The 25596-nt window shown below is 71.6% G+C and carries 30 protein-coding genes and 1 tRNA gene; 10 read left to right on the plus strand and 21 right to left on the minus strand.

Annotated elements, in window-relative coordinates; all coding sequences use genetic code 11:
* Positions 1 to 492: a kinase gene (locus LDL48_RS23185; protein ID WP_225257310.1), complete on the plus strand. Its 492-nt coding sequence runs from the start codon at positions 1 to 3 to the stop codon at positions 490 to 492.
* Here LDL48_RS23185 and LDL48_RS23190 read toward each other — a convergent pair.
* Positions 473 to 658: a hypothetical protein gene (locus LDL48_RS23190; RefSeq protein ID WP_225257311.1), complete on the minus strand. Its 186-nt coding sequence runs from the start codon at positions 656 to 658 to the stop codon at positions 473 to 475. The genes LDL48_RS23185 and LDL48_RS23190 overlap by 20 nt on opposite strands.
* On the minus strand, positions 655 to 951 hold the full coding sequence (locus tag LDL48_RS23195; RefSeq protein WP_225257312.1) for a hypothetical protein: 297 nt from the start codon (positions 949 to 951) through the stop codon (positions 655 to 657). The genes LDL48_RS23190 and LDL48_RS23195 overlap by 4 nt, the downstream gene beginning before the upstream one ends.
* A 282-nt stretch (positions 952 to 1233) precedes the next feature.
* Between LDL48_RS23195 and LDL48_RS23200 the strand changes: the two genes are divergently transcribed.
* Complete coding sequence (locus LDL48_RS23200) at positions 1234 to 2115, plus strand: Sco1979 family transcriptional regulator (RefSeq protein WP_225257313.1); 882 nt, start codon at positions 1234 to 1236, stop codon at positions 2113 to 2115.
* Positions 2116 to 2127: 12 nt separating this feature from the next.
* Here LDL48_RS23200 and LDL48_RS23205 read toward each other — a convergent pair whose 3' ends face one another.
* Positions 2128 to 2364, minus strand: a complete 237-nt coding sequence (locus tag LDL48_RS23205) for a DUF397 domain-containing protein (protein WP_225257314.1) — start codon at positions 2362 to 2364, stop codon at positions 2128 to 2130.
* 268 nt (positions 2365 to 2632) lie between these two features.
* On the opposite strand from LDL48_RS23205, the gene LDL48_RS23210 reads away from it, so the two are divergent.
* Together LDL48_RS23210 and LDL48_RS23215 are read left to right on the plus strand one after the other, a co-directional pair.
* Positions 2633 to 2878, plus strand: a complete 246-nt coding sequence (locus tag LDL48_RS23210) for a hypothetical protein (protein WP_225257315.1) — start codon at positions 2633 to 2635, stop codon at positions 2876 to 2878.
* A complete protein-coding gene (locus LDL48_RS23215) occupies positions 2865 to 3227 on the plus strand; it encodes a hypothetical protein (RefSeq protein WP_225257316.1) in 363 nt (120 codons plus the stop codon). Before LDL48_RS23210 ends, LDL48_RS23215 begins: the two co-directional genes overlap by 14 nt.
* 118 nt (positions 3228 to 3345) lie before the next feature.
* Here LDL48_RS23215 and LDL48_RS23220 read toward each other — a convergent pair whose 3' ends face one another.
* The 11 genes from LDL48_RS23220 to LDL48_RS23270 all read right to left on the minus strand — a co-directional run bounded on the left by LDL48_RS23220 (position 3346) and on the right by LDL48_RS23270 (position 16348).
* On the minus strand, positions 3346 to 4950 hold the full coding sequence (locus LDL48_RS23220) for a tetratricopeptide repeat-containing diguanylate cyclase (protein ID WP_225257317.1): 1605 nt from the start codon (positions 4948 to 4950) through the stop codon (positions 3346 to 3348).
* A gap of 403 nt (positions 4951 to 5353) precedes the next feature.
* Positions 5354 to 5704, minus strand: coding sequence for a hypothetical protein (locus LDL48_RS23225; protein WP_225257318.1), 351 nt, complete (start codon positions 5702 to 5704; stop codon positions 5354 to 5356).
* Positions 5704 to 6807: a UDP-N-acetylglucosamine 2-epimerase gene (locus LDL48_RS23230; protein ID WP_225257319.1), complete on the minus strand. Its 1104-nt coding sequence runs from the start codon at positions 6805 to 6807 to the stop codon at positions 5704 to 5706. Before LDL48_RS23230 ends, LDL48_RS23225 begins: the two co-directional genes overlap by 1 nt.
* A gap of 176 nt (positions 6808 to 6983) precedes the next feature.
* Positions 6984 to 7739 (minus strand): hypothetical protein, encoded by a 756-nt coding sequence (locus LDL48_RS23235; protein ID WP_225257320.1) that lies wholly within the window; start codon positions 7737 to 7739, stop codon positions 6984 to 6986.
* 95 nt (positions 7740 to 7834) lie between these two features.
* Positions 7835 to 8464, minus strand: coding sequence for a GTP-binding protein (locus tag LDL48_RS23240; protein WP_225257321.1), 630 nt, complete (start codon positions 8462 to 8464; stop codon positions 7835 to 7837).
* Positions 8442 to 8894: a DUF742 domain-containing protein gene (locus tag LDL48_RS23245; RefSeq protein ID WP_225257322.1), complete on the minus strand. Its 453-nt coding sequence runs from the start codon at positions 8892 to 8894 to the stop codon at positions 8442 to 8444. Before LDL48_RS23245 ends, LDL48_RS23240 begins: the two co-directional genes overlap by 23 nt.
* Positions 8891 to 9361, minus strand: a complete 471-nt coding sequence (locus LDL48_RS23250; protein ID WP_225257323.1) for a roadblock/LC7 domain-containing protein — start codon at positions 9359 to 9361, stop codon at positions 8891 to 8893. Before LDL48_RS23250 ends, LDL48_RS23245 begins: the two co-directional genes overlap by 4 nt.
* Positions 9358 to 11991: a sensor histidine kinase gene (locus tag LDL48_RS23255; protein ID WP_225257324.1), complete on the minus strand. Its 2634-nt coding sequence runs from the start codon at positions 11989 to 11991 to the stop codon at positions 9358 to 9360. Before LDL48_RS23255 ends, LDL48_RS23250 begins: the two co-directional genes overlap by 4 nt.
* On the minus strand, positions 11978 to 13147 hold the full coding sequence (locus LDL48_RS23260; protein WP_225257325.1) for a hypothetical protein: 1170 nt from the start codon (positions 13145 to 13147) through the stop codon (positions 11978 to 11980). The genes LDL48_RS23255 and LDL48_RS23260 overlap by 14 nt, the downstream gene beginning before the upstream one ends.
* A 426-nt stretch (positions 13148 to 13573) precedes the next feature.
* Positions 13574 to 15244: a DUF885 domain-containing protein gene (locus tag LDL48_RS23265; protein WP_225257326.1), complete on the minus strand. Its 1671-nt coding sequence runs from the start codon at positions 15242 to 15244 to the stop codon at positions 13574 to 13576.
* A 9-nt stretch (positions 15245 to 15253) separates the two neighbouring features.
* Entirely contained in the window at positions 15254 to 16348 is a 1095-nt protein-coding gene (locus tag LDL48_RS23270; RefSeq protein ID WP_225257327.1) for a PHP domain-containing protein, read from the minus strand.
* An 18-nt stretch (positions 16349 to 16366) separates the two neighbouring features.
* On the opposite strand from LDL48_RS23270, the gene mtnA reads away from it, so the two are divergent.
* Positions 16367 to 17350, plus strand: coding sequence for an S-methyl-5-thioribose-1-phosphate isomerase (mtnA, locus tag LDL48_RS23275; protein WP_225257328.1), 984 nt, complete (start codon positions 16367 to 16369; stop codon positions 17348 to 17350).
* Between the two features lie 13 nt (positions 17351 to 17363).
* Entirely contained in the window at positions 17364 to 18080 is a 717-nt protein-coding gene (locus LDL48_RS23280; RefSeq protein ID WP_225257329.1) for a helix-turn-helix domain-containing protein, read from the plus strand.
* Here LDL48_RS23280 and LDL48_RS23285 read toward each other — a convergent pair.
* Both LDL48_RS23285 and LDL48_RS23290 read right to left on the minus strand, forming a co-directional pair.
* Positions 18062 to 18640, minus strand: coding sequence for a dihydrofolate reductase family protein (locus LDL48_RS23285; protein ID WP_225257330.1), 579 nt, complete (start codon positions 18638 to 18640; stop codon positions 18062 to 18064). The two genes, LDL48_RS23280 and LDL48_RS23285, sit on opposite strands and share 19 nt — an antisense overlap.
* Positions 18641 to 18840: 200 nt before the next feature.
* Positions 18841 to 18930 (minus strand) — tRNA-Ser (locus LDL48_RS23290).
* A gap of 148 nt (positions 18931 to 19078) precedes the next feature.
* Here LDL48_RS23290 and deoD point away from each other — a divergent pair.
* Complete coding sequence (gene deoD / locus LDL48_RS23295) at positions 19079 to 19801, plus strand: purine-nucleoside phosphorylase (protein ID WP_225257331.1); 723 nt, start codon at positions 19079 to 19081, stop codon at positions 19799 to 19801.
* Here deoD and LDL48_RS23300 read toward each other — a convergent pair.
* From LDL48_RS23300 to LDL48_RS23315, 4 genes are all read right to left on the minus strand, one after another.
* The gene (locus LDL48_RS23300; protein ID WP_225257443.1) at positions 19789 to 20205 is read right to left on the minus strand and encodes a nucleoside deaminase; all 417 of its coding nucleotides are present in this window, start codon (positions 20203 to 20205) and stop codon (positions 19789 to 19791) included. The genes deoD and LDL48_RS23300 overlap by 13 nt on opposite strands.
* 26 nt (positions 20206 to 20231) lie before the next feature.
* Complete coding sequence (locus LDL48_RS23305) at positions 20232 to 20750, minus strand: tRNA adenosine deaminase-associated protein (RefSeq protein WP_225257332.1); 519 nt, start codon at positions 20748 to 20750, stop codon at positions 20232 to 20234.
* Between the two features lie 79 nt (positions 20751 to 20829).
* Positions 20830 to 21000 (minus strand): hypothetical protein, encoded by a 171-nt coding sequence (locus LDL48_RS23310; protein WP_225257333.1) that lies wholly within the window; start codon positions 20998 to 21000, stop codon positions 20830 to 20832.
* 104 nt (positions 21001 to 21104) lie between these two features.
* The gene (locus LDL48_RS23315; RefSeq protein WP_225257334.1) at positions 21105 to 21515 is read right to left on the minus strand and encodes a hypothetical protein; all 411 of its coding nucleotides are present in this window, start codon (positions 21513 to 21515) and stop codon (positions 21105 to 21107) included.
* Positions 21516 to 21613: 98 nt separating this feature from the next.
* On the opposite strand from LDL48_RS23315, the gene LDL48_RS23320 reads away from it, so the two are divergent.
* Entirely contained in the window at positions 21614 to 22357 is a 744-nt protein-coding gene (locus LDL48_RS23320) for a M23 family metallopeptidase (RefSeq protein ID WP_225257335.1), read from the plus strand.
* 63 nt (positions 22358 to 22420) lie between these two features.
* On the opposite strand, the gene LDL48_RS44610 is transcribed toward LDL48_RS23320, so the two are convergent.
* Positions 22421 to 23533, minus strand: a complete 1113-nt coding sequence (locus tag LDL48_RS44610) for an NHL repeat-containing protein (RefSeq protein WP_225257336.1) — start codon at positions 23531 to 23533, stop codon at positions 22421 to 22423.
* 194 nt (positions 23534 to 23727) lie between these two features.
* Between LDL48_RS44610 and LDL48_RS23330 the strand changes: the two genes are divergently transcribed.
* Positions 23728 to 24303 carry a DinB family protein gene (locus tag LDL48_RS23330; protein WP_225257337.1) on the plus strand — a complete coding sequence of 192 codons (576 nt, stop codon included), beginning with the start codon at positions 23728 to 23730 and terminating at the stop codon, positions 24301 to 24303.
* Positions 24304 to 24973: 670 nt separating this feature from the next.
* Positions 24974 to 25552, plus strand: coding sequence for a DUF6886 family protein (locus LDL48_RS23335; RefSeq protein ID WP_225257338.1), 579 nt, complete (start codon positions 24974 to 24976; stop codon positions 25550 to 25552).
* Positions 25553 to 25596: the final 44 nt, after the last annotated feature.

Genomic DNA, 25596 nt, shown 5'->3' on the forward strand with positions numbered 1-25596 from the left:
GTGGGCGATCTCATCGTGATCCGGGGCAACTCCGGGGCCGGCAAGAGCACGGTCGCGCGGCAGCTGCGGCTGCGGATCGGCCGGGGCTGCGCCCTGGTCGAGCAGGACTATCTTCGCCGGGTTCTGCTGCGGGAGCACGACGGGGTGCCGGATCCGATCGCGCCGGAGCTGATCGGCCTGAACGCCCGATTCGCGCTCTCCCGCGGCTATCACGTGATCGTGGAGGGGATCCTGGACCGGCCGCGCTACGGCGCCATGCTGGCCGAGCTGATCCGGGACCACGACGGCGCCGCCTACGTGTACTACCTGGACGTCTCGTTCGACGAATCGGTGCGCCGCCACGCCACCCGGCCGCAGGCCACCGAGTTCACCGCGGAGCAGATGCGGGCGTGGTACCGGGAGCGGGACCTGCTCGGCGTGCCGGGAGAGCGGGTCATCCCGGAGACGGCCGGTCCGGTGGCGGTGCTCGAGCTTATGGCGCGGGTTCGGTGATCCGGGGCCGCGGCCACGCCGCGTTGCTTCCGCAGCCGGCGCAGGACAGCTGGTCTCCGCAGTGGGTGCACCAGTCGTTGGTGCGGCGCAGGTACCACCCGAGCGCCACGCCCGCGAGCAGGCTGATCAGACCGATGACGGCAGCGACGGCAATCGCGCCGGTCATGCGGCCGACTCGCGGACGATCCTGCGGACGAGCCCGGACACCGGCACCGGCCGGTCCAGCGGATCGGCGTCGGCACGCCGGGTGACATAGGACGCGGTGAAGGTGTCGACGCCGGTGCCGCGGTGTTCACCGGGGCGGTAGGTCACGGTGACGGCAAGCGGCGAGGCCGCCTCGATCACACCGGCCCGCCAGCCGTTCCGGAAGACCCACACGCGGTCGGATTTGCGGTAACTGTCGGCCGGGGCCACGTCCGCCGGATCTCGCTCCGGCGGGGCGATCGTCGGGGTGGACATGGGAGAGCCTCCAAGATCCCGTGAGCTGACCCCCGCGGCCGAGCGCGTCGGCCGTCAGGTCATGAAACTCAGCACGCTCTGTCAGCAAGCAAGTACGTGTCTGTCAGCTATCATGCTCGCTGACAAGTGCGTCCGCAAGGCCGAATGCACGTGCATTTGACTTGTGCGGAAGCATGGGACTTGGACCTTCGATCGGTTTCGTTGCGAAGGATCTCCCCCTTAAGATGCGAAGGGTCTGCGACCGGCGGACCCAGAGCCCGGACCGAAGCGGTGAGGAGTCAGGTGAGTACGGAGGAGGCGCCGGGTAGCGGCCCCACCGTTCTGCGCATCCTCCTCGGTGCTCAGCTGCGGCGGCTGCGCGAGGGCAGGGCGATCACCCGGGAAAGCGCCGGGTACGAGATCCGGGCCTCCGGCTCGAAGATCAGCCGGATGGAACTCGGCCGGGTCAGCTTCAAGGAGCGCGACGTCGCCGACCTGCTGACGCTGTACGGCGTGAGCGACCCGAAAGAGCGTGAGGCGCTGCTCGGGCTGGCCCGGCAGGCGAACAACCCCGGCTGGTGGCACCACTTCGGCGACATCCTGCCCGGCTGGTTCCAGTCCTACCTGGGCCTGGAGGCGGCGGCGACGCTGATCCGGACGTATGAGATCCAGTTCGTGCCCGGCCTGCTGCAGACGCCGGAGTACGCCCGGGCGGTGATCCTGCTCGGTCACGCCGGTGCCGACGCGGACGAGATCGACCGTCGCGTGGAGCTACGCCACCAGCGCCAGCAGATCCTCCATCGGGGCAACCCGCCCCAGCTGTGGGCGGTCATCGACGAGGCGGTGCTGCGCCGGCCCATCGGCGGCGTCGACGTGATGAAGCGGCAGATCGAGACGCTCATCGAGGCGGCGAAGAAGCCGCACATCCGGCTGCAAATCATTCCGTTCCACGCGGGCGGGCACGCCGCCGCGGGCGGTCCGTTCGCGATCCTGCGGTTCCCCGAGCCGGAGCTGCCGGACGTGGTCTACGTCGAGCAGTTGACCAGCGCGATCTACCTGGACAAGCGCGAGGACGTGGACCACTACGCCATCGCGATGGAACGGGTGTGCATCGACGCCGAGCCGCCCAACCACACTCCCGAGATTCTCGAGAAGCTGCTGCACGAGGTCGGACGGCCGGCGTAGACGCCGCCTGGTTCAGGCGAGCAGGTTGTCGAAGTCGCCGTCACGGACGCCGAGGATGAAGGCCTCGATCTCGGCCGGGGTGTAGATCAACGTCGGACCCTGGGGGTCACGGGAGTTCCGCACGGCCACGCCGCCGTCCGGCAGCGGAGCACACTCGACGCAGTTCCCACTCGGGTTGCTACGGCCGCTCTTCTGCCAGATCACACCCTGCAACTGCCCGGCTGGCATGCCGTTGTAGATGTGCGCCATCTGTTGCTCCCTAGGTCCCAATCCGATCGACGTTCGATCGGCGGTCTTGCTCACCCTGCGTCCCCAAGTGGGAGCCTGTCGTGCAAATGCACGTGCATCCGGCCTTGCGGAATCACAGGATTCTGAGCATGATAACGCAAGGACACCACCTGAATAGGGTCACTAAGGGTGACATCTTTAAGTGACGAAGCGGTCGCGGAAACGGTCCGTCGGTCGCTCGAACGCGAGGCTCCTTGGCGGGGGCGTCCGAGCGGGAGGAAGCCCACCCATGTCGGCACCGAACATCGGACCCGAAATGCCCGACTCCAGCCACCCCGATGCCGTCGACCACGCCCGGAAAGGCAATCCCGCCTCGATGTACCGCGACGAGCCCCTCACCGACGACGTCCATGCGGCGTCCACCCGGGCCAGTGCGGTGACGCACCGGTTCGGCGGTGTCCGTTACGCGCTGAGTCGCCCCGAGACGGACCCGGGCACGCCCTCGGACGGCGGTGATCCGCGTGCGGGTGAGTGAGGCCGTCCGCTGTGGCCGCCAGGCATACGCGGGTGCCCGCCCCGACCGCCGGGTCCGGGTGCCGGACGCACCGGTGATCCGCGGCGGGCGCCTCCAGCTCAGCGTGCCGCGCGGGCCGCTGCACGAGTTCGCCGAGGTGGACTACTGCTACGGCGTCGGGCCGCTGACGCTGCGGGTGGACCGCATCGGGTGGGACCGCCCGGTGCCGCACGACGGCGACACCTGGCTCGAGGTGGAGGGCGTGGTGATCAGCCCGGCCGGGCGCGAGGGTGCCCGCCGGCTGGTGCTGGTCCGGGCCCGGCGGTTGCCGGTGCGCCCACCCCGCAAGCGCCCCCGCCTGCGCCCCTAGACGGCCGGTCGGGCGGTCTGGTTCCCCCGTGCCAGGCCGCTCGGCCGGTCCCAGGGATCACCGGCGGTAACTCACCGAAGCAACCATCACGTTACGAAGAGTGATGATCGACGGCCGTTCAGGCGGCCGATGCGCTGTCCCGGTAGGGCCGTATTCGCCCGGCTCTCGCCGTTCCCGTCACGACCCGGTCACGGCCCGCGCGCTTCGCGGTGTAGAGGTTACGGTCCGCAGCGGACAGCAACTCGGCCTGAGTGAGCCCGGCAGCCTCCCGGCGGCTGGCCACCCCGATGCTCACCGTGACGGTCAGTCCGTCGGCGAGGACGTCCCACGGGTACGACGCCACCGCCCGGCGGATCTCCTCGAGCGCCGCGACGGCACTCGGAGTCCCGGTGCCCGGCAACGCCAGCAGGAACTCCTCGCCGCCCAGCCGCGCCGCGAAGCCGTCCGGAGCGACCGCCGCCAGCTCCGTCTCCAGCAGCTTGGCCACCTGGATCAGCACCTGGTCGCCGACGTCGTGCGAGAGCTGGTCGTTGATCTGTTTGAAGTGGTCCAGGTCGACGAGGGCGAGGGTTAGCCCGGGATCGGAGTCGACCAGCGACGGCAGCTGCTCGTCGACGTACCGCCGGTTGCGCAGCCCGGTCAGCGGGTCGCGCCGCGCCTGCTCGCGGAACCGCTCGGCCTCCTGCCGGGCCTCCGCGGTCTCGAACATCGCCTGCCGGGTGCGCGCCTGCGCTTCGCGCTGCGCGGAGTGCAGGCTGTGGTACGCCGAGAAGAACACCTTGTGCGCCGCGTACGCCTCCGCGAACTCGCCCCGGACCGCGTGCAGTTCGGCCTGTTCCTGGTGCACCCGCACCAGGACGTCGTTGAGTTCCCGTTCGACACAGAGCGCCCGGGACGCGTCCAGGCTCGCCTGGGCCCGGTCGGTGGCGCCGAGGCCCCGTTGCGCCCGGGCCAGCGTCAGCAGGTACTCGGCGAGCGCGTCGGCGTCCTCGTGCCGGCCGTCGCGGTGCCGCTCGATGCCGTTGAGCAGCGTCTGCTCGGCCTCCGCGTACCGTCCGTTCTCGATCTCGATGGCACCGATGGTGTCCAGCGCCGCCGGGTCCAGCTCGAACCCGTACTCGGCGGCCACCGCGCGCAGCTTGCCGGCGACCTGCTGGGCACGCTCGTAGTCGCCGTAGAGGTACTCGGTGTATGCGTAGTTGTTGAGCATGCCCACCAGCAGATGCGGCTGGGCGAACTCCCGGCTCAGCTCCTCGGCCTGTGCGTAGCGCAGCCGGGCGTCCGCCATCGATCCGCTCAGCCCGAGCGAGTCGGCCAGCTTGGCCCGGTGCCAGATCTGCATGTGCGCGGTGGCCTGCTCGTCCAGCAGCTCCACCGCCAGCACCGAGTGCTCCAGGCACTGCGCCGCGTCGCCGAGGAACCGGTGGATGTTGGCCCACACCAGGTGGGTCCGGGCCCGTAACGGGGTGGCGTCGTGGTCCACCGCCCAGTGGTGGATCTGCCAGATCCGCCGGGCCGCGCCGGCCAGATCGCCGTTGCGCATCAGCATGTTCACCTGGCACAGCCGGGCCCGGTGCAGGAGCAGGTCGTCGCCCAGTTCGGCGGCCCGCCGTTCCAGCTCCACGGAGGTCCGGAGCGCGGCGGTCGCGTCCCAGAGGTAGGCGTCCTCGATCTCGAGCAGATCAGCCGACAACTGTGCCGCACGACTCGCGTGCTGATTCACCGACTCACTTCTCCAGATCTCGGGTCGACGATCGAGGGGCGGAGCGCCGGGGTGAAGACAACGCACACCTTTCCGGTACGGGAGATCACCGTTCTGTACCCGAAGGCTAGCGCTGAGTAACCGCTGAGCCCAGCGTTGCGCACGTGATCCACCTCGCTACTCCGCCGGAGTACCGGACTCCGGCCGTCCCGCGGGGAGGGGGAGCGCGGCGCCGGGAGGGGGCGTCCCGGCGCCGCGCCGGGGGAGGGCGGTCGGTCGCTGATGACTGCGGAGAGTTGATTCTGTCGTCGTCGGGGACGGAACGGCGAGGGGAAAAGCCTTAAGTTTGACTGAAAGTCCGCAGCGTAACGGCGTCCCCGCGGTCAGTTGCCCGCTCCGGGGCATTGGTCACGTAACGTGATGATCAGTGGTCGTACAGCCCGGGAAAGAACCGGTCCACCGCGACCACGTCGTACACCTGGCGTACCTCGGTGACGCGCCCGCCCTCGACGGCCAGGAACTCGGCCATCCGGACCGTGCCGAACGGCGCGGTCAGCTCGTAGACCAGCGCGGCACCGTCGTCCGCGGGACTGCGCGACACCACGGTCACCGCGTCGGCGAACACCGCGATCCGGTGCAGCGTCTGAACCAGTTCCTCGTCGTCCACCGCGGCGTCGAGGTTCCATTCCACCTCGGCGTCCGGGGCGAGCACCCGGCGGACCGCGGCCCGGTCGTCGCTGATCCACGAACCGGTGTAGAAGTCGACCACGTCCATCAGGCGTGCGCCCCGCTGACCGTGGGAGCGATCCGCCGGGACGGCATCGGCTCCGGCGGCACGGCGAGCCCGAGCAGCGCGGCGGTGGCCTGGGCGGCGCGACGGGCCGCGTGCCCGTCGCCGTACGGATTGTCGCCGGCCACCATCGCGGCCCGGCGGACCTGGCTGTCCAGCAGGTGCGCCGACTCCCGCACCAGCATGCCGATGTCGGGGTCGATCAGCCGGGCGCAACCGGCCTCCAGCGCCTCGATCCGCTCGGCCACCGGGCCCAGGAGCAGCGCCGGTACGCCGAACGACGGCGCCTCCTGCAGTCCGGCCGAGTCGGTGATGAGCAGGCTGGCCTCGCTCAGCGACCGGGACAGGTCCGCGTGCGACAGCTCCGCCGTCACGGTGACCCGGTCGACGTCCAGATGGACCGGTTCGCTGGTGGCGAGCCGCACGTGGACGTCCGGGTAGCGCTCGATCAGCCGGCGCGCGCCGGCCACCAGGACGCGGGCCGGGGTGTGCTCGGTGACGGCCAGGACCAGGCGGCGGTTCGCGGCCCGGCCCGGACCGGCCGCCTGCAGCGCGGCGTCCACCAGCGTGCTGCCGCTGACCAGCACGTCGCCGGTCGCGCGCCGCTCGTCCAGGAGGTTCATCGCGGCCAGCGCGGTCGGCGCCAGGTGCAGCGCGGCGACCTGGGTGACCAGGCGCCGGTCGTCGTCCCGGTAGGCCGGCCGGTCCGGGCTCTCCGCGCGCAGTCCGGCCTCCACGTGCACCACCGGAATCCGGCGCCAGTGTGCGGCGAGTGCCGCGGCCAGGCTGGTGATGGAGGCGCCCTGGACCAGGACGGCGGACGGGGTACGGCCGGCCCACAGCCGGTCCAGGTCGTGGATCATCGCACCGACCAGTTCCGCGTGCCCGTTGCCGGCCGGCTCGCGCAGGCTGATCTCCGGCTGCAGGCGGTACCGGGCGAGCGTGCGGGCGACCGCGTCCGGCTCCGGCCCGCCGGCCACCAGCACCGGGCGGAGCAGGCCGGCCGCGGTCATCGCGCCGGCCACGGGGGCGAGCTGGACGGCTTCCGGCCGAGTGCCGCAAACCAGATGCACCTCGGGGATCGACATCCAGGACGCCTCGCTTCTGCCAACTCGTTCACCGGTCGACAGGGACCCTAGGATGTCACTGTGAGTGACACAAGGTCGTGCGGCACTCCGGCCCGGAGACTGACCTTTCGGCCAGGTCAGCGCGGTCCGCACGGGGCGGTCAAGCAGCCCAAGCTGTTATACGGAACGTGACTTGGTCAGTCCGGAGGGGCCTGGCGGAGCAGCGTCGGGTTGTCCCGGAGCAGCGCGGCGAGGCGCTTCGCCGCCATCTCGGTCTCCTCGCTGTCCACCCGCAGCGGGATGGGCTCGGGCAGCGGGGCGGGCATCCCGCGGGCCGGTTCCGCGGGGGTCCCGCGCTCGGCGGCCGCGGGCTCCGCCGGGGCGCGGTGCTGCTCGGCGCGCACCGGATTCGGGTTCTGCGGCGGCACCGGCGGCGGGGGCGTGGCCGCGAACGGGTGCAGGTACGGATTCTCGGCCGGGGCGCCGTTGCTCGGCTCCTCGTAGTGCGGCGTCGCGTCGTACGCCTCGTCGGCATACCCCGGTCCGGGGTCCTCGTAGCGCAGCCGCCGGGTGTCCGACCCGGAACCCGCGGCCGGGTACGCCTCGGGCTCGGGGACCACGTACGGCTCCTCGACCGGCTCGTCCGGGTCGAGGTCGAAGTCCGCGTGCCGGGGTGAACCGTTCTCCGTCGGCGTGGCCCGCTGCGCGACCGCGTTGTCCGCGTTGACCTGCACCACGCCGTCCTCGACGAAGAAGTGCAGCAGCGTCGGATCACCGGCGCCCTCGACACCGACCGTCACCTCGAGCCGGGGGTGTCGGCCGACCACCCCGGCGATCGCCTCCACCAGCTCCTGGACCGCGAGCGGTGTGCCCGCGGCCTCACCGGCGGCGCGACGGCGTAGCTCGTCACGGCGTGCCAGTTTGTCGAGCGCGTCGTCCAGTCCGCCTCGCACGTCACCGTCCTCCCGTCGGAGAAGTCGCCCGGATACAACTGTGCCCGCTCAGGTGCCGATTTGGGAACCGCCACCTGAGCGACCCGGCGCACACCCTATGTCGACTTGAGCTTGATGGCGCGGTCGAGTGCCTGGTCTAACACCACGAGCAGGGCATCTCGGACGGAACCGCGGAAACGTGCGTCGAACGAGATCACCGGAACCGCGTCCCGTACCGCGAGAGCCCAGCGCACCTCGTCCAGGCGGTAGCTCAGCTGGCCGTGGAACGTGTTGATGCCGACCACGAACGGCAGCCCGGCCCGCTCGAAGTAGTCGACCGCCGGATAGCAGTCGTCGATCCGGTTGGTGTCGACCACCACCAGGGCGCCCAGTGCGCCGCGGATCAGGTCGTCCCACATGAACGCGAACCGGGCCTGCCCGGGCGTGCCGAACAGGTAGAGCTTCAGCGTCTGGTCGATGGTGACGCAGCCGAAGTCCATCGCGATCGTGGTGGTGGTCTTGGCCGAGGCGGGCCCCGGATCGTCCACCCCGACCGACTCCATGGTCATCTCGGCCTCGGTGGTCAGCGGCGAGATCTCCGAGATGGCGCCGACCGTCGTCGTCTTGCCCACACCGAACCCGCCGGCCACGATGATCTTGACGGGTACCGGCGGTGCGCCCGGCCGACGCTCCTGGGGTACGCGGGCCGTCCCCACGATGCGGTCAGGAAAGGGCTCGAAGTCCACGGATCACTCGCCTGATGGTGTCGGGGTCGGGGAAATCGCTGTCGAGGACATGCACGTCCAGGTGGCCGGCCGCGCGCAGGTCGCCGACGAGAATGCGGGTGACGCCGAGATGCAGGCGCAGCCGGGCGGAGATCTCCGCCACCGACAGCGGCTCCGAGCAGAGCGTCACGATGGCGCGCTTCTCCGGCGGAAGCCGCGTGGGCGCCGCGCCGGGCGCGGCGGTGACCTGCGTCTCCAGCCCGATGTTCGGATCCGGCCCGGCCACCCGGCCGGACGTGAGCACGAACGGGCGCAGCCCGCTGGCCGGCTCGTCGGGCGGCGGCCCGGCCGGCCTCGGCGCCGGCCGCACCGCCGGCGAACCGGACTGCAGGAACGGCCGGACCCCCGGCGTCGCCGGGTGATCCGGGTCGTCGGGGTCCGGGCGGATCATTGCTGAACGGCGTTCTTCAATTCAGCGATGAGGCGGGGGCTGAGCGCGCCGCCCGCGCGGGTGGCGAAGAGCGTCATCTCGTACGCCAGCGTGCCGAGGTTGGCGCTGCGGTCGGCGATCACGCCGAGCACCGAGCCGGCGCTGATCGCGGTGACCAGCAGGTAGCCGTCCTGCATGTCGATGATCACGCGGTTCAGGCTGCCCAGGTTGTACCAGCTGGCGGCGCCGCCGGAGAGGCTGGTCAGCCCGGACACCACGGCGGCGAGCCGTTCCGCGTTGGGCCGGTCCTTGATCGCCGACATGGCCATCAGCAGGCCGTCGGAGGAGACCGCAATGGCTTCGATCACACCGGCGGTGCCGGAGGTGAACGAGTCCAGCAACCAGTTGAACGTCTTGGCCTCGGCACTCAGCTGCGCGTGCGCGTAGTCGCGGCCGTTGCCGGTGTCGGTGCTGTAGGGGGATGTCATCGCGGTTGTCCCTCGGGTTGTGGCTGTGTCTCATTCAGGGCGAGAGCGACGCCGTACTCGAACTGCTCGATCTGGGCTCGGGCGGCGTCCGGGTCCAGTTGCTGGGCCGGCGTGGTCGCCGGTGCGGCACGCATGGGTTCGGGGCTGGGCAGAGCCGCGCCGGGTACCCGGCGGGCGAGCGGCGGGTGCTCGGCGGCCGGTGCCGACGACATGTCGGCCTCGATGACGTCCCACTGCGCCCGGGACACGCCGGCCTCGAACGCCTCGAAGGCGTGCCGGGCGGCGAGTGCGTCGTCCGCCGACGGTGGCGTGACGGACACCCGCGACGACGACTCGGCCGGCACCTGGTGGCCCGGCACGCGACGGCGCAGCGGCGGCGGTGCGGCGCCGGGCTGTCCGGCCGGCCGGCGGCTGTCGGTGTCGGCGAACCGGCCGGCCGTCGGCGCCATCGGCAGCTCGGGCATCGCGGTCGGGTGCCGCCCGGCCACCGGGACGCCCGCGTCGTACGTCCGGACCTGCAACGGCGGCGGGTCGTAGGTCAGCTCGGCCTCGTACACCGGACCGGCGGTCAGCTCCGGCGGACCGGAACGCGCCGGCTGGAACGCGTTCCAGGACTGCGCCGACTGTAGCGTCCGGGTGGCCCGGCCCAGCACGTTCGCGTCGAACGGCTGCGCGCTGCCCGGCACCGACCGGGCGGACACGCCGGCGAGCAACGGCGCGAACTCGCCGTGCTGGCTCGGCACCGTCGCCTGGATCGGCCCGGTGACCGGCATGGCTGCGGTGCGCGCGACGAGATGCCCGGCGCGCAGGTCGACCCACGCGGTCACGCCGCCGTCCGGCGTGTCGGTGAGCGTCACCTCGATGCCGTGCCGGCGGGCCAGGCGGCCCACCACGAACAGGCCGAGCACCTCGCTGGGCGCGAGGTCGAGCCGCTCCCGGCGGGTCAGCCGGGCGTTCTCCTCGGCCAGCCGCTCCGGTGCCAGCCCCAGGCCGTGGTCGACGATCGCCAGCCGGGCGCCGCCGCGCAGCCCGGCCGCGGTGACCGTGACGTGGGTGTGTGGCGGCGAGAACGCGGTCGCGTTCTCCATCAGCTCGGCGAGCAGCAGCGTCAGGTCCGCCACCAGCGCCGGTACCACCACGATCTCCTCGGGCACCTCGACCTGTACCCGGGTGTAGTCCTCGATCTCGCCGAGCGCCAGCCGGACCACGTCGGACAGCGCCAGCGGCGCCATGTGCTCGTTCGCGCCGGCGCCGCCGGAGAGCACCACCAGGCTGGAGGCGTTCCGCCGGAGGCGGCTGGACATGTGGTCCAGGCGGTACAGCTCGCGCAGCCGGTCGGTGTCGGTCTCCCGGCGCTCCAGGTTGTCGATCAGTGCGAGCTGGCGGCCGACCAGGTTCTGGGTACGGCGGCCGACGTGCGCGAACATCTGCGCCACGTTGCGCCGGCCCAGCACCTGGCGTTCCACCAGCCGGACCGCGGTGCCCTGGACCCGGTCGAACGCCCGGGCCAGGTCGCCGATCTCGTCCCGGGCCTGCACGTCGACCGGGTCCAGCCGGATAGGCCGGGCCACGTCCGTGTCGTCGTCCGCGACCCGTTCGAGTTCCGCCTCGGCGGCCCGGGCGATCCGGTCCGCGGACGCGGTCAGGCGGCGCAGCGGCCGGGCGACCGCGCGGGCCATCAGGATGCTCAGGCCGAACACCACGAGCAGCAGCAGCAGCGAGGCGCCGCCGACGACCAGCGCGGTACGCAGCGCGTCGTCCCGGTTCCTGGTCACCGCGGTGTCCACGTCCGCGGCGATCCGCTTCTGCACGAAGCCACCGAGCACGTTCACCGAGCGCAGCGCCGGGAACAGCGTGGTGGTGTTGAGCAGCTTGACCGCGCCGTTCGGGTCGACCGCGGCCTGGGTCAGGAACTGCGACCCGATCCGGGTGGTGACCGCCTCCTGCGCCGCGATGTACAGCCGGTACTGCGACGGCGTGAAGAACGGCTGGCCGTTGAGGATGTCCGCCTGCAGCTTCACCAGCACCGAGTAGAACAGGCCGACGAACGCGGTGTTCTTGGTGATCGCGGCGGTGGTCAGGTAGCCGGAGGCCTGGCTGATCTGGTCGTCCGTGCGCAGCGCCTGGTCCAGCGCGAACACCTGCCGGCCCACCGCGGTGGTGAGGTCGGCCTGGCTGCGCAGGTTCAGCCCGTCGATGATCGGCGTGATCACCTCGGTGAACTGGGAGATCACCAGGTCCGGCCGGGCGCTCCGGTTGAGCACCTGGGTGCGGGTGTTGTTGAGCCGGGTCGCGTTGGTGACCGCCCGGCCGAGCGCGGTGGACAGCGGCTCGTCCAGCCGGGTGAGCGACGCCAGCCGCTCCTGCGCCTTGGCGCTCTGGGTGACGAGTTCGGGCGCCTGGACCAGGCCGAGCGTGTAGCCGATCGACAGCAGCCGCTCCTCCTGCAGCTCCTGCACGGCGGAGCCGACCCGCCCGGCGAGTTCCACCAGGTCCGCGGTCTGCTGCGCGTCCCGGGCGGCGTCGACGCGGTTCACCACGATCGGCACCGTCAGGGCGACCACGCCGAGCAGCGGGATGAACACGAGAAGGGCGAGCTTGCCCAGAATGCGGAGCCTACCGAAGAGCACCGGACCGCTCCCGCCGTGTCGGGTCCGGTTCGGTGCCGTACGGCGGCACCGGACCGAAGGAGCCGTTGCGGTTCGGGCCGTCCGGACCCGGCGGCATCGCCCCGTGCGGGCCGGTGGCGGCGGGTGCCGGCGGACCGGTACGCCGGCGCCGGCCGGTCAGCATGACGCCGACCGCGGTGAGCGCCAGCAGCACCGCCACACCGGCCGCGATCAGCGACTCCAGCCGGCGGTTGTCGAGGCGGTCCCGCCGTTCGGTCAACAGGCTGGTCATCTCCCGCACCAGGACGCCGGCCAGGCTGCCGAGCGAGGTCTGCAACTGGCTCTGCGCAGTGGCCATCGCGGCCGAGTCCGGCGGGGCGTTGGCGCCCGGGCTGGCGCCGCGGACGAACGACTCGACGCCGCGCCGGAACGAGTCGACCGTGGTCACCAGGCTGCCGCTGAGCGTGCCGCTCTCGGTGTCGTCGACCGCCGCCTGCAGGTTGTCGGTCAGGTTGGCCACCGCGGCGTTGACCGCCTGCACCTCGGCGCCGAACTGCGGCACGAGGACGGCCTGCTGCTGGGCGCGCTGTTCGGCGGTGCCCGCGATGCCGGCCACCATCAGGCTCAGGTCGCCCATCCGGCTCACGTGTACGACCGTGGCGGGCAGGTCGACGCCGAGTGCCTGTTGCAGGTTGGACACATCGTTGTCCGGATCGCGGTTGAGCCCCGAGTTGATCCGGACCGTGGTGTACAGCGCCAGGGTCAGCTCGGTGACCTCGACGTGGGCCTGGAAGATCTCCAGCGGACTGCCGGCCACCGACGGCAGCGCGCCGATCTTGTCGCGCAGGCCGGTCCACCGTTCCCGGGTGCCGAGCGTCTCGCCGAGGCGCTGGTCGGTGGCGGTCACCCGGCTCACGGCCGCGGTCAGCGAGCCGGGTGCGGTGGTGATGCCGCGCAGCGCCGACGACTGCGCCTCGCTGAGCGAGCTGACCAACGGGGAGAGGCTGGTCAGGTAGGCCACGCCCAGTTGCTCCCGCGCGGTACTGTCCCGGTCGTCGTTGACGTCCTGCCAGACCCGGGCGAACAGGAGCCCGGCGGGCAGCAGGATCGAGACGCTGAGGATGGCCGCGAGTGCGGAGCGTAAACGGGATGGGCGGTTGTCCATCGAAACTGCCATGCTTCTTCCTCCGCCGAACGACACGCGATGGTCCGGGCTCCGACTACAGCGCGTAGTCGTTCGAGCGCACCGATCCGGGTCAATCTATCCGAGAAACAATCAAGCGACCCCTTGCCAAGGGTCAGAGTTAAGTCGGCTGATCGGGGGATACGCCGCCGGGGCGCAGTGGTTGTAACGCGCCTTCGACCTGCGGTGTCCCACGTCAAGAAGGCCCATTCGCGGTTCGTCGGTCCCGCGCGGGGGTCGCCCGCGGACGCGCACCGGCAATTCGCTGCGATTCCACAGTAGAGAAAAGCATTGACGGAAGCCAATACCAAACGCTGGGTGATCAGGCTATTACCCAGCGCAGTATTGTTACTGAAGGTAGCGAGACGGACACGCAGTCCGTCGCCCGGTCATCTCATCAGATGGGACAAGCCGTGGGAACTAGAGCCGGGCCAGGGCCCGGCGCAGCGGATCGAGGCCCAGACTGCCCAGATTCAGGGCATCGCGGTGGAACGCCTTGAGGTCGAAATCGGCACCCTTGCGGGCCTTCACCTCGTCCCGCGCCAGTAACCAGATGCGTTCGCCGATCTTGTACGACGGCGCCTGCCCCGGCCAACCGAGGTACCGCCGCCACTCGAAGCGCAGCACCTCCTCGTCGATGCGGCAGTGCTCGCGCAGGAACTCCCAGCCCAGCTCCGGGGTCCACCGCTCACCGGGATGGAAGCCGAACGGGTTGTCCCGGGGGATCTCCAGCTCCAGGTGCATGCCGATGTCCACGATCACCCGGGTGGCCCGCAGCGCCTGGCTGTCCAGCATGCCGAGCCGGTCGCCCGGATCGCCGAGATAGCCCAGGTCGGCCATCAGGCGTTCGGCGTACAACGCCCAGCCCTCGCCGTGACCCGAACACCAGGAGAGCAGCCGCTGCCAGCGGTTGAGCGACTCGGCGCGCAACTGCGCGGTGCCGATCTGCAGGTGATGGCCGGGCACGCCCTCGTGGTACACCGTCGAGGTCTCCCGCCAGGTGGAGAACTCGGTCTGCCCCTCCGGCACCGCCCACCACATCCGGCCCGGCCGGGCGAAGTCCTCGCTCGGGCCGGTGTAGTAGATGGCGCCGTCGCTGGTCGGGGCCAGGCAGCACTCCAGCCGCTGGATCTGCGCCGGGATGTCGAAGTGGGTGCCGTTCAGCTCACCCAGCGCCTTGTCGGCGAGTGCCTGCATCCAGTCCCGGAACGCCTCCTTGCCGGGAATCCGCCGGGCCGGGTCGGCGTCCAGCACCGCCACCGCCTCGTCGATGGCCGCGCCCGGACCGGCGATCTCCGCCGCCACCGAGCGCATCTCGTTCTCCAGCCGGAACAGCTCGTCGAAGCCCCACTCGTACGTCTCCTGCTGGTCCACCTTCGCGCCCAGGAAGTATTGCGACGCCAGGGCGTACCGGTCCGGACCGGCCGCCTCCTTGGCCCGGCCGCGGGGGGCCAGCTCGGTGCGGAGGAACTCGCCGAACCCGGCGGTGGCCGCGGTGGCGGCCGCGGCGCCGCGCCGGATCTCCGCGGCCAGCGCGCCGTCGGCCTCGATCCGGTCGGCCAGCGCGTGGAAGAAGTTGTCCCGCCGCGGATCGGTCCAGCCGGCGCACTGCTCGGCCACCGCGATCATCTGCGCGGTCGGGCTCACGTGCCCCGCGTCGGCCGCCTCGCGCAGCGTGGTCTGGTACTGCTCGATCGCCCTCGGGAACGCGGCGAGCCGGGCCGCGATGTTCGCCACCGCCTCCTCGCCCTCCGCCGGCATCAGGTCGAAGACCATCCGCAGCGCGTGCACGCCACTGGAGATCACACTGATCTCGCTGGCGGTGTAGCCGGCCTCGTGGCGGGCCAGCTCCAGGCCCAGACGCTCCAGCATCGCGTCCTTGGCGACCTGCTCCGCCTCGGTCTCCGCCTCGACGACGTCCAACTCGGTCAGCGTGCGCCGGGCCAGGTCGGCCTGCGCCTCGAAACCGGCCGGCGAGAGGTCGTCCAGCTTGTCGTCGTGCCCGGCGATGCCGGTGTAGGTGGCGCCGATCGGGCTGAGCGCGGCCCAGTCGGCGACGTAACGGTTGGCGAGGTCATCCACAAGTCCCACGGGCCGACCCTACTGGTCGGCTCCGCCCGGATGCTGGTGTGACCGGGTCCAGTCCAGCAACTGCTCCACCGGCCAGGTGTTGACCACCCGATCCACGGGTACGCCGCACAGCGCCGCCCGTTCACAGCCGAAGCGCAGCCAGTCCAGCTGGCCCGGGGCGTGCGCGTCGGTGTCGATGCTGAACAGGCAACCCGCCTCCACCGCGACGGTCAGCATCCGCTTCGGCGGGTCCAGCCGGTCCGGCCGCGCGTTGATCTCCACCGCCTTGCCGTGCTCGACGCACGCGCCCAGCACCGCCTCCACGTCGAACTCGCTCGGCGGGCGGGTGCTGCCGCGCCGGTGCCCCCGGTCGCCGGCGCCGGTGACACCGACCGCGGCCGCCGGCACCTTCCGGCCGGTGAGGTGGCCCAGGATGTCCAGGTGCGGGTTCGCGATGGCGGCCAGCATCCGCCGGGTCATCCTGGCCGAGGGGTCCCGCAGGTTGCTGTGCACCGAACCGACCACCACGTCCAGGCGTTCCAGCAGCGCGTCCTCCTGATCCAGGGAACCGTCGGCGAGGATGTCCACCTCGATGCCGGTGAGGATGCGGAACCCGTCCGGCAGCGCGTCGTTCAGCCGGGCCACGTGGTCCAGCTGGCGGCGCAACCGGGCCGGCGGCAGGCCGCGGGCCACCGTGAGCCGCGGCGAATGGTCGGTGAGCACCAGGTACTCGTGGCCCAGCTCGACCGCGGCCAGCGCCATCTCCTCGATCGGCGACCCGCCGTCGGACCAGTCCGAATGCGTGTGACAGTCGCCCCGCAACGCCTCCCGCAGCTGGGCCGCCGCCCCGGCCAGGTCCACCCCCTCGGTGGTCTCCATCCGGCGCAGATACGCCGGCACCTCGCCGGCCAGCGACTCGGCCACACAGCGCGCGGTCACGTCGCCGACGCCGGAGAGCTTCGACAACGTGCCCTCCGCCGCCCGCTCGCCGAGCTCGTCCGGCGGGAGCGCGGCGACCGTGGCCGCCGCGGAGCGGAACGCCCGCACCCGGTACGTCGCCTCGTTCGCGCGTTCCAGCAGGAAGGCGATGCGGCGGAGGTCGGCGACGGGATCACGGGCAGCCATGTCTGCAGAATAGGAGGCATGCGGACGATCGACTGGGTGGACGGGGCCGTCGAGATCATCGACCAGACGGCATTACCGGCGGAACTGTGCGTGCGGCGGCTGACCACGGTCGCCGACCTGGTCGCCGCGATCCGGTCGCTGGCGGTACGCGGGGCGCCCGCCCTGGGCGTCGCCGGAGCGCTCGGCGTCGCGCTGGCCGCCCGGCAGTTCGCCGACGACCCGGACGCCCGCGCGGTGGCCGTCCGGGAGATCGAGACCGCCCGCCCCACCGCGGTGAACCTGGCCCGCGGCGCCCGGCGCGCCGCGGCCCACCTGGCCGACGGTCCGGACGCGGTGCTGCGCGAGGCGTGCGCGGTGCGCGACGAGGAGATCGCCGCGTCCGAGGCGATGGCCACCCGGGGCGCCGACCTGATGGTGGAACTGTGCGGCGCCCGGCCCCGGCTGCTGACCCACTGCAACACCGGCGGGCTGGCCGCGGTCACCGTCGGCACGGCGCTCGGCGTGGTCGGCGAACTGCACCGGCGCGGCGCGCTGTCCGGGGTGGTGGCCAGCGAGACCCGGCCGTTGCTGCAGGGCGCCCGGCTCACCGCGTGGGAGCTGCAGCAGTGGGGCGTGCCGTTCCGGGTGGCGGTGGACTCGGCCGGGCCGTTCCTGATGGCCCGCGGCGAGGTGGACGCGGTGATCCTGGGCGCGGACCGGATCTGCGCGAACGGCGACGTGATCAACAAGATCGGCACGTACGCGCACGCCCTCGGCGCCCGCCGGGCCGGCCTGCCGTTCATCGTGGTCGCGCCGGAATCCACCGTGGACCACGACACGCCGGACGGCGCCGCGGTGGAGATCGAGGACCGTGGCGGGGCGGAGGTGACCGCGTTCGCCGACGCGGCGAATCCGGCGTTCGACGTGACGCCGCACGACCTGGTGACCGCGATCGTCACCGACCGGCGGGTGATCCGCCTGGACCGCGGTGAGCCGGTCGGGCCCGCCCGCGGAACCTCCTGAGCCGGGCCGGCCGATGTCCGCACTGCGGTTCCGGACCCGCGCCTCCGACTCGCCCTGGGTCGACACGGTGTGGACGTGTACCAGCGACCGCGTCACGGAGATGACCTCCGTCGCCACGCCCTGCTGGGGCCTGGTGTTCTGGGAGCGCGAGGGCCGGCCGTACGCGGCCGTCACCGGACCCGAGACCCGGACCGGTACCGCGCCGGTGCCGGAGGGCGCGTCGTTCGTGGGCATCGAGTTCGCGGTCGGCACGTCGCTCCGGGCGCTGCCCACACCGGCCCTGGTCGGCGGCGGCGCCGTGCTTCCCCGGGACACCCGCCGCAGCTTCCAGCTGGCCGGCGCCCGCTGGGAGTCACCCGGCCCGGACGACGCGGAGGCGCTGGTCGGACGCCTGGTCCGCGCCGGAGCCATGGTCCGTGACCCGCTCGTCACCCAGGTGCGCCGAGGTCATGTCCCCGCGGTGTCGCAGCGCACCGTGGAACGCCGGTTCCGGGCGGCCACCGGGCTGACCCAGGGCGCGGTGCGGCAGATCGAACGGGCGCGGGGGGCGGCCGCGCTCCTCGCCGCCGGCCTCCCGGTCGGCGACGTCGTCGGCAAACTCGGGTACGCCGACGAGCCGCACCTGGCCCGCGCACTGCGCCGGTTCGTCGGGCGCACGGCGGGACAGCTCCGCGAGGGCACCGGCGGCGGCGCGCTCGGCCTGGACCTCGGTCAGCCGGCGACGTCGTAGATCAGCTTCACCACACCGTTCGGGTAGGCGGCGGAATCCCGGAGGCGCAGGGCCCGCTTGGCCATGTCGGCGTCGCTGAACAGGCTCTTCCCGGCTCCCAGCAACACCGGGAAGACGAGCAGGTGGTACCGGTCGATCAGGCCCGCCTCCGACAGCCGCCGGGCCAGTTCCGCACTCCCGTGAATGAAGATCGCGCCGCCCTCGCCCTTCTTGAGGCCGGCGACGTCGTCGGTGGAGCGCAGAATCGTCGTCGGGCCCCACCCCTCGACGAGGGCGTCGTCGGCGAGCGCGGTGGAGACCACGTACTTCGGCAGATCCCGGTAGGCGGCGTGGTCGTCCGAGTCCCGCCACACCGGCGCGAACGCCTGGTAGCTGCGGCGCCCGAACATCAGCGCCGTGGTGTCGGCGAGTTCCTCGCCCTTGAGCGCGAACGCCTCGGGCAGGAACTCGATGTCGTTGATCACCCAGCCACCGCTGCGGTGCTCCTCGCCCGGCCCACCGCCTGGGGAGTCCACCACGCCGTCCAGCGACATGAACCCGGTGTAGACCAGCTCACGCATGTCGAGTTCCCCTCATGACCGGGCGACGGGCGTCACCACGGGAAACGAACGGCCGGACGCCGGCCGGACGCGCGACCCATGCTAGGAACCGCCGCCGGGCCTGTCTTGTACGGAAACGACGCGGGCGGAGGGCCGGCGCAGCGAAGTCTCCGCCGGAAACGGGAAATGCCCGGCACGTATGCCGGGCATTACTCCGTTCGTGGCGGTGGTGAAGGGATTTGAACCCTTGGAGGGCTTGCACCCTCACACGCTTTCGAGGCGTGCTCCTTAGGCCGCTCGGACACACCACCGCGAAGTAGATTACCCGACGTCCCACCGGCTCCGCCGCCGGGTTACCCGGGCGCCGCGACCTCGGCGGATGTGCCGGGCGGGGCCGTCGCCGCCCGGGCGGCCTGGCAGGATCGACACCATCGGCCAGGTCGACGAAGGGGTTCGGGCATGAGCGTGCACATCGGCGCGGCACCGGGGGAGATCGCGGAGCGGGTGCTGCTGCCGGGTGACCCGATGCGGGCCAAGTGGATCGCCGAGACGTTCCTCGACGATCCGACGTGCTACAGCCAGGTGCGCGGGATGCTCGGCTTCACCGGCACCTGGCAGGGGGTGCCGGTGTCGGTGCAGGGCTCCGGCATGGGCATGCCGTCGGCCTCGATCTACACCCACGAGCTGATCAACGAGTACGGCGTGCAGTCGCTGATCCGGATCGGGTCCTGTGGCGCGCTCGCCATGGACCTGCACCTGGGCGACGTGATCGCGGCGATCGGGTCGGCCACCGACTCGAACATGAACCGCACCCGGTTCGACGGTCTGGTCGACTACGCGCCGGTCGCCGACTTCGGGTTGTTGCGGACCGCGGTCGACGTGGCCGAGCGGCACGGGACCGCGATGCGGGTCGGTCCGATCCTGGCCGCCGACGCGTTCTACACCGACCGGCCCGACCTGTACGACTCGCTCGCCGACTACGGCGTGCTGGCGGTGGAGATGGAGTCGGCGGCGATCTACACGATCGCGGCCCGGTACCGCGCCCGGGCGCTGACCATCCTGACCGTCAGCGACCACATCAAGCGCGGCGAGGCGATGGCGGCGCAGCAGCGCGAGCAGGGCTTCGGCGACATGGTGCGGATCGGCCTGGACACGGCCATCGCGGACGCTCAGCGGAAGTAGGCGCGGATCAGGGCGGCGCATTCCGGTTCCAGGACGCCGGCGTACACCTCGGGCCGGTGGTTGAGCCGGCGGTCCCGGACCACGTCCCAGAGCGAGCCGGCCGCGCCGGTCTTGGGTTCCCAGGCGCCGAAGACCAGCGTCGCCACCCGGGCCAGCACCAGCGCGCCCGCGCACATCGTGCACGGCTCCAGCGTGACGACCAGCGTGCAGCCCTCGAGCCGCCAGCTGCCCACCCGCTGTGCCGCCCGCCGCAACACCAGGATCTCGGCGTGCGCGGTGGGGTCGCCGGTGGCCTCCCGCTCGTTGCCGGCGGCGGCCAGCTCGACACCGTTGGCGTCGTAGAGCACCGCGCCCACGGGTACGTCGTCCGGGGAGGCCGACGCCACGGCCAGGGCGCGGCGCATCCACTCCTGATGGAGCGGACTCGTGATCACGCCTCGCGCAGCTCTTCCATCTCGTCGCCGCACCCGAGCCGCTGGCAGATCTCGGCCGTCACGTCGGACGGCAGCATGCCCTCCAGCGCGCACAGGGAGAGCAGCCGGTGCGCCGAGACGCCGAGGTCGGCGAGCAGTTCGGCGTCGCCGACCGGATCGGCGTCGGGATCGGCGGCCGGCCGGTCGTCCTCGTCGTCGTCGGCCGGCGGCGCGGCCAGCTCGTCGATCTCCAGGGCCGGCGCCTCGATGTCGCCGAGCAGCAGGGCGCCGGTGCGGGACTCCTCGGCGAAGACCGAGTCGGAGCCGAACACCCGCAGGTCCTCGCCCTCGTCCAGGCGCAGGATGACCAGGTACTGGTCGTCGGCCTCGACGAACAGCAGCGACAGGTCGGCGTCCGGCTCGGCGTCGCGGAGCCGGTCCACCACCTCGTCGATGTCGGCGAGCCCACTGAGTTCCAGCTCCGACGCCGTCCAACCGTTCTTGCCCCGGGCGACGGCGGCAGCGAAAGTCGACACTTTTCCCCCCACGCGATGTCCTCAGGACGACGGTAGTCGCTGCCGTCACGCATGCGCCGCGCCACGCCCCGAAAGAGGGTCAGGAAACGACGTGCCGACGCCGGTTCGCGATCAACTCGCGCAGTCGCGCGCCGCGGAGCCGCTGTGGCTGGGTCCACTCCCGTGCCGACTTCGCGTCGGCGAGAGCGGCCAGCAGCTCCAGCCGGCGACGGCGACGATCGGGGTCGAGCCGCTGCGGTGAAGGTGCCATGAAGCGAAGGCTGCCGACCCGGGCACGGTTCGTCAAGGCCAAGTGCGCTGCGCCACCATGAGTGCACGTAAGGTCATCGGCGAAGCGGACCTATGGGCCGGCAGTCACCACATCGGCCAGTCGCTCGTGGTGATCCAGCGGAACGCCACGAAGCCGCCCGCGACGGAGAGCCCCACCCCGCTCGTGACGGCCACCCCGACCGCGACACCGCGGTCGCCGAGCACCGTCAGCACCGCGGCGACCACCCACGCGGACACCGCCGCCACCACGGTCCACCAGGCGTAACTGAACAGGTCACGGCCGATGGCGCCGAACAGCGCGAACCACAGCGCGGTGGCGCCGATGCCGGCGAGCAGCGGGGCGGCGGTGACCGGATGCGGTTCCCGGTAGATCGGGTGTGCCGGGCGGGCGGGTGGCATCGGGCCGGACACGGGTGCGGCCTGGTCGCCGGACGCCGGCAACCAGCCGGGCGGCGGTGGCTCGGCCGCGGGCCACTGCACCGGTCGCTCAGCCATGGGCACTCCTCGGGAACGGACCGACAGCACGCGTACCCATGGAGACTATCCAGACCCGGTGGTCGGCACGGATCAACGGCTTCTGCCAGGATGGCCCGGTGGTTGCCGTCCGTACCCTCTCCGGTCTGACCGTGTTCGCGTTGTGCCTGGCGGGCTGCGGTGGGGCCGGCGGCGGTCCGTCGGCCACCGCGACGCCCCAGTTCGTCGCGCCGTCACCGACGGTCCCGGCCCCCTCGTCGCCGGCGCCACCCGCGCCCGCCTCGGTCGCTCCGCCGTCGGCGAGCGCGGCGGCCAGTTCCGCGAAGCCGAGCGCGAGCGCCACGACCCGGCGGACGATCCGGTACGCGTTCCCGGTGAAGGCCGGCAACGTGGCGTTCCACCGGACCCACGGGAAGTATCCGGCGACCGACATCTTCGCCGACTGCGGCGAGCCGGTGGTGGCCACCACGAGCGGGGTGATCCTCGAGGTGAGCTTGACCGACCGGTACGTCGAGGGCAGCCCGGACGGCCCGAACAACGGTGGCCTGTCGGTGTCGCTGCTGGGTGACGACGGCGTGCGCTACTACGGCTCGCACCTGACCCGGGTGCAGGCCGGCGTCCGGGCCGGTGTCCGGGTGGAGACCGGTCAGCGGCTCGGCACGGTAGGCCGGACCGGCAACGCCAACAACGTCTGTCATCTGCACTACGGGATCTCGCCGAAGTGCGCGGGCACCGGCGACTGGCGGGTGCGGCGCGGGGTGATCTGGCCGGCCGACTACCTGACGTCGTGGCGGAAGAAGGGCAACAAGAGCCCGGTCGCCACGGTCCGGGCCTGGGCCCGCCAGCACGACTGCAAGGCCTGAGCCCGGACATGGCGAGGCCGCATCCCCGCCCGAAGGATGCGGCCCCGGTTCTACCGGAAAAGCTCAGCGGAACTGGGCGAACCGCTTCTGTCCGCGGCCGTTGACGGTGGTGAACGCGCCGCCCGCGGCCACCGCGCCCAGGGCGCTGCTGGTGGTCATCGTGAGTACGCCCTCGATGCCGTTGGCGTTGGCGGTCCAGCTCTGCAGATGGCCGCTGGCGACGTCGAACGCGGCCAGCTTGATGCGATCGTCCGAGCCGTCCAGGCAGACCCCCTGGGTTCCGGTACGCGGCGTCCGGCAGGCCCGGTCGAAGTGCCCGCCGACGTACACCGTGCTGCCCTGCGCCGCCACCGCCTGGGCGTCGCCGTCGAACGTCGCGGTCCAGCGCAGCGTGCCCGACGTGGAGTAGGCGTGCGCCCGGCCGCCCTGACCACCGGTGGCGGTGAAGACGCCGGCCGAGCTGACCGCGATGCCGAAGGTGATGACGGTGGCCCGGGGCCGGAACGCGGTGACGATCGCCCCCGACGTGGGGTCCAGTGCGACCAGCCGGTCGTACCCACTGGTGCCGTTGACCTTGTGGAATTTGCCGCCGACGTAGATCCGGCCGTCCGCGGCCGTGAGCGCCTCCACCTGGTCGTCGGCGGTCGGCTTCCACCCGCTGTCGAGGACGCCGCTGGTCAGGTTGAACGCGGCGAGCCGGGAGCGGGCCTGGCCGTTCACCGTGGTGATCGCCCCGCCCAGGTAGAGCCGCCCGCTCGCGGCGGCCAGCGCGTAGGGCTTGCCGCCGATGCTGTGCTTGAACGTGCTGGACACCGCGCCGGTGAGCGCGTCCAGGCGGGCCAGGCTGTCCCGCTTCTGCCCGCTGACGGTGAGGAAGTCGCCCGCGATGTACACCGACGAGCCGCTGACCGCGATCGCCTTGACCCGGGCGTCGGCGGACGGCGCCCAGGGCAGAAGCTCCCCGGTCAGCGCGTTCACCGCGGCCAGCCGGTTGCGGGTGACGGTGGTGCCGTTGACCACCGCGCGGGTGAAGTTCCCGCCGACGTAGACGGTGTCGCCCAGGTAGGCGACCGCCAGCACGGTCCCGTTGAATCCCGGCGTACGGTCCGGCGTCGACGAGACCGCCGCCTGCGCCGGCGTCGCCGCGACGGCCACGGTCGTCCCGATGACCGCCACCGCCAGGTAACGGCCAATGCCCCGAATTAGTGATTTGCCCCTGTAAGTCACGTTGTCAAGGTAACCCCGTCAATGCCGCCGAACCAGCTACGAAACGGCCTAAAAGTGACGTCACTTGAATGTCTTGCGGTCACAATCTGACCGCAAAACCTCGTAGCGTCATGAATGACAGACGAACGAGCTAAGGAGATGTCATGCCTGGTCAGGTCCGCCCGGTCGCCGACGAGCGCGACGGTCTGGTCGCCTTCCTCGCGCAGATGCGCTACCAGCTCAAACTGACCGGGTACGGACTCTCGCCGGAACAGTTGCGAGCCACCCCGAGCGCCAGCCCGCTCAGCGTAGGGGGGCTGATCTGGCACGCCGCGCACACCGAGGCGCACTGGATCGACCAGGTTCTGCAGCGGCCGACGACGTACCCCGGCACGTACGAGTGGGACCAGCACTTCGACATCGCCGAGGGCGCGTCGTACGAGGACCTGATCGGGTTCTACGACACCGTGGCGGCCGAGACCGAGCGGGTGGTGGCCGGCGTGGCCGACCTCGGCCAGGCGGTGCCGATCGACCACAGCGTGCCGTGGAACCCGCAGGACTACGACAACTGGTCGGTGCGCTGGGTGCTGCTGCACCTGATCCAGGAGACCGCCCGGCACGCCGGGCACGCCGACATCATCCGCGAGACGGTGGACGGTGGAACCGCGTTCCCGCTGATGGCGGCGGCCGAGGGCTGGCCGGAGACGGGGTGGTTGAAGCCGTGGCAACCGGCTCAGTGACGTCTGCGCCCTGCTATCCGGATCGTCTCTCATTACAGAGTGTGCCAAATCCCGCCGGATCTCCGGAGCCGTCCGACCCGCCCGGTGGCCGGTGGAAACCGCTGCTCAGCTAGGCTCTACGTAACGGTGGCGTTTCGGCGCAAGATCGCGTGCTTTCGGTGCCGCCGGTCACCTGCGGAAACTACGTACGGTGACTGCGAACAACCTGGGCAAATACGGGCGGGAGTGCGCAAGTGGTGTGGCCAAAGTCCGCCCCATCGGTCGAGGTGCTCTGACCTGGTGGTGAGAACATTTCACAAGATTGCCCCGGGTAGATCTGTCGATATCTGCCCTAGGGTGGTTACTCGTGAGAGTTGAGCATCACTGGTGGAATGGTGACGTCCGTCTTGCACGCCGGGACGTCTACGTCCGCACCGACGGCGAGGTCTGGGAAGTCGAGGCTCAGATGGGTGGGCCCCAGGGCAAGTCCAAGGTGCAACAGTGTCCAGGAAAGTCGTCCGCGATGATCCTGGCCGACGCGTGGCGTGGGCCACGCTGGCGGTGGCGCAAGCTGTAAGTAGCGCCAGGAGCCGGGCTGTGCCGCATGCTTGACTATCTCGGCCAGCCGAACCTTTCCGATCGGGCCGGAACTCCCTCGCGGGGTCCGGCCCGATTGCGTTACACAGGACCGATGCGCCCGGACGCCGGACAGGTCCTGCACTTCTCCGAAGACCCGACGATCACCAGCTTCGAGCCGCACGTCGCGGCCACCGCCCAACAGCCGGAACCGTACGTGTGGGCGGTCGACGCGGTCCAGGCGCCGGCGTACTGGTTCCCCCGCGACTGCCCGCGCGTGCTGGCCTGGCCCGGACCGGACACCGCGGCCGACGACGTCCGCACGATCATCGGACCCGGCGGCGGCCCCAGGGTGCACGCCGTCGAGTACCGCTGGCTCGACCGGATCCGCACCACCCGGCTGTACGCGTACCGGCTCCCGGCCGCCGCCTTCCGCCCCTTCGGCGAACCCGTGCCGCACGCGATGGTCGCGGAGCGGCCGGTCCGGCCGCTCGGGCCCGCCGAGCCGGTCGGCGACCTCCTGGCCCGGCACGAGGAGGCCGGCATCCAGCTGCGCGTGCTGCCCAACCTCTGGACGTTCCTCGACGCCGTGGTGGCCAGCACGCTGGAGTTCAGCGGGATCCGGCTACGCAACGCACAACCCCGCCCAGAGGCCCCCCGACGGACGGACGCACTGTCCGCTGATGTCCGATAAAGGCGATCTAGCCTGTATGCCATTGCACCGGAACGAAAGCGAAA

Source organism: Jidongwangia harbinensis, from assembly GCF_020216025.1.
In the GTDB taxonomy this organism is placed as follows: Bacteria; Actinomycetota; Actinomycetes; order Mycobacteriales; family Micromonosporaceae; genus Actinoplanes; species Actinoplanes harbinensis.

What these genes read in the sequence shown, in the direction of transcription:
- LDL48_RS23225 (WP_225257318.1), bottom strand. Translation starts at nt 5,704, where the DNA reads ATGGACGTGGTCGACTTCTACACCGGTTCGTGGATCAGCGACGACCGG.
- LDL48_RS23230 (WP_225257319.1), bottom strand. Translation starts at nt 6,807, where the DNA reads ATGTCGATCCCCGAGGTGCATCTGGTTTGCGGCACTCGGCCGGAAGCC.
- LDL48_RS23210 (WP_225257315.1), top strand. Translation starts at nt 2,633, where the DNA reads ATGTCGGCACCGAACATCGGACCCGAAATGCCCGACTCCAGCCACCCC.
- LDL48_RS23315 (WP_225257334.1), bottom strand. Translation starts at nt 21,515, where the DNA reads ATGGCTGAGCGACCGGTGCAGTGGCCCGCGGCCGAGCCACCGCCGCCC.
- LDL48_RS23330 (WP_225257337.1), top strand. Translation starts at nt 23,728, where the DNA reads ATGCCTGGTCAGGTCCGCCCGGTCGCCGACGAGCGCGACGGTCTGGTC.
- LDL48_RS23205 (WP_225257314.1), bottom strand. Translation starts at nt 2,364, where the DNA reads ATGGCGCACATCTACAACGGCATGCCAGCCGGGCAGTTGCAGGGTGTG.
- LDL48_RS23285 (WP_225257330.1), bottom strand. Translation starts at nt 18,640, where the DNA reads ATGCGTGAGCTGGTCTACACCGGGTTCATGTCGCTGGACGGCGTGGTG.
- deoD (WP_225257331.1), top strand. Translation starts at nt 19,079, where the DNA reads ATGAGCGTGCACATCGGCGCGGCACCGGGGGAGATCGCGGAGCGGGTG.
- LDL48_RS23250 (WP_225257323.1), bottom strand. Translation starts at nt 9,361, where the DNA reads ATGACATCCCCCTACAGCACCGACACCGGCAACGGCCGCGACTACGCG.
- LDL48_RS23260 (WP_225257325.1), bottom strand. Translation starts at nt 13,147, where the DNA reads ATGGCAGTTTCGATGGACAACCGCCCATCCCGTTTACGCTCCGCACTC.
- LDL48_RS23195 (WP_225257312.1), bottom strand. Translation starts at nt 951, where the DNA reads ATGTCCACCCCGACGATCGCCCCGCCGGAGCGAGATCCGGCGGACGTG.
- LDL48_RS23335 (WP_225257338.1), top strand. Translation starts at nt 24,974, where the DNA reads ATGCGCCCGGACGCCGGACAGGTCCTGCACTTCTCCGAAGACCCGACG.
- LDL48_RS23245 (WP_225257322.1), bottom strand. Translation starts at nt 8,894, where the DNA reads ATGATCCGCCCGGACCCCGACGACCCGGATCACCCGGCGACGCCGGGG.
- mtnA (WP_225257328.1), top strand. Translation starts at nt 16,367, where the DNA reads ATGCGGACGATCGACTGGGTGGACGGGGCCGTCGAGATCATCGACCAG.
- LDL48_RS23270 (WP_225257327.1), bottom strand. Translation starts at nt 16,348, where the DNA reads ATGGCTGCCCGTGATCCCGTCGCCGACCTCCGCCGCATCGCCTTCCTG.
- LDL48_RS23280 (WP_225257329.1), top strand. Translation starts at nt 17,364, where the DNA reads ATGTCCGCACTGCGGTTCCGGACCCGCGCCTCCGACTCGCCCTGGGTC.
- LDL48_RS23190 (WP_225257311.1), bottom strand. Translation starts at nt 658, where the DNA reads ATGACCGGCGCGATTGCCGTCGCTGCCGTCATCGGTCTGATCAGCCTG.
- LDL48_RS23300 (WP_225257443.1), bottom strand. Translation starts at nt 20,205, where the DNA reads ATGCGCCGCGCCCTGGCCGTGGCGTCGGCCTCCCCGGACGACGTACCC.
- LDL48_RS23310 (WP_225257333.1), bottom strand. Translation starts at nt 21,000, where the DNA reads ATGGCACCTTCACCGCAGCGGCTCGACCCCGATCGTCGCCGTCGCCGG.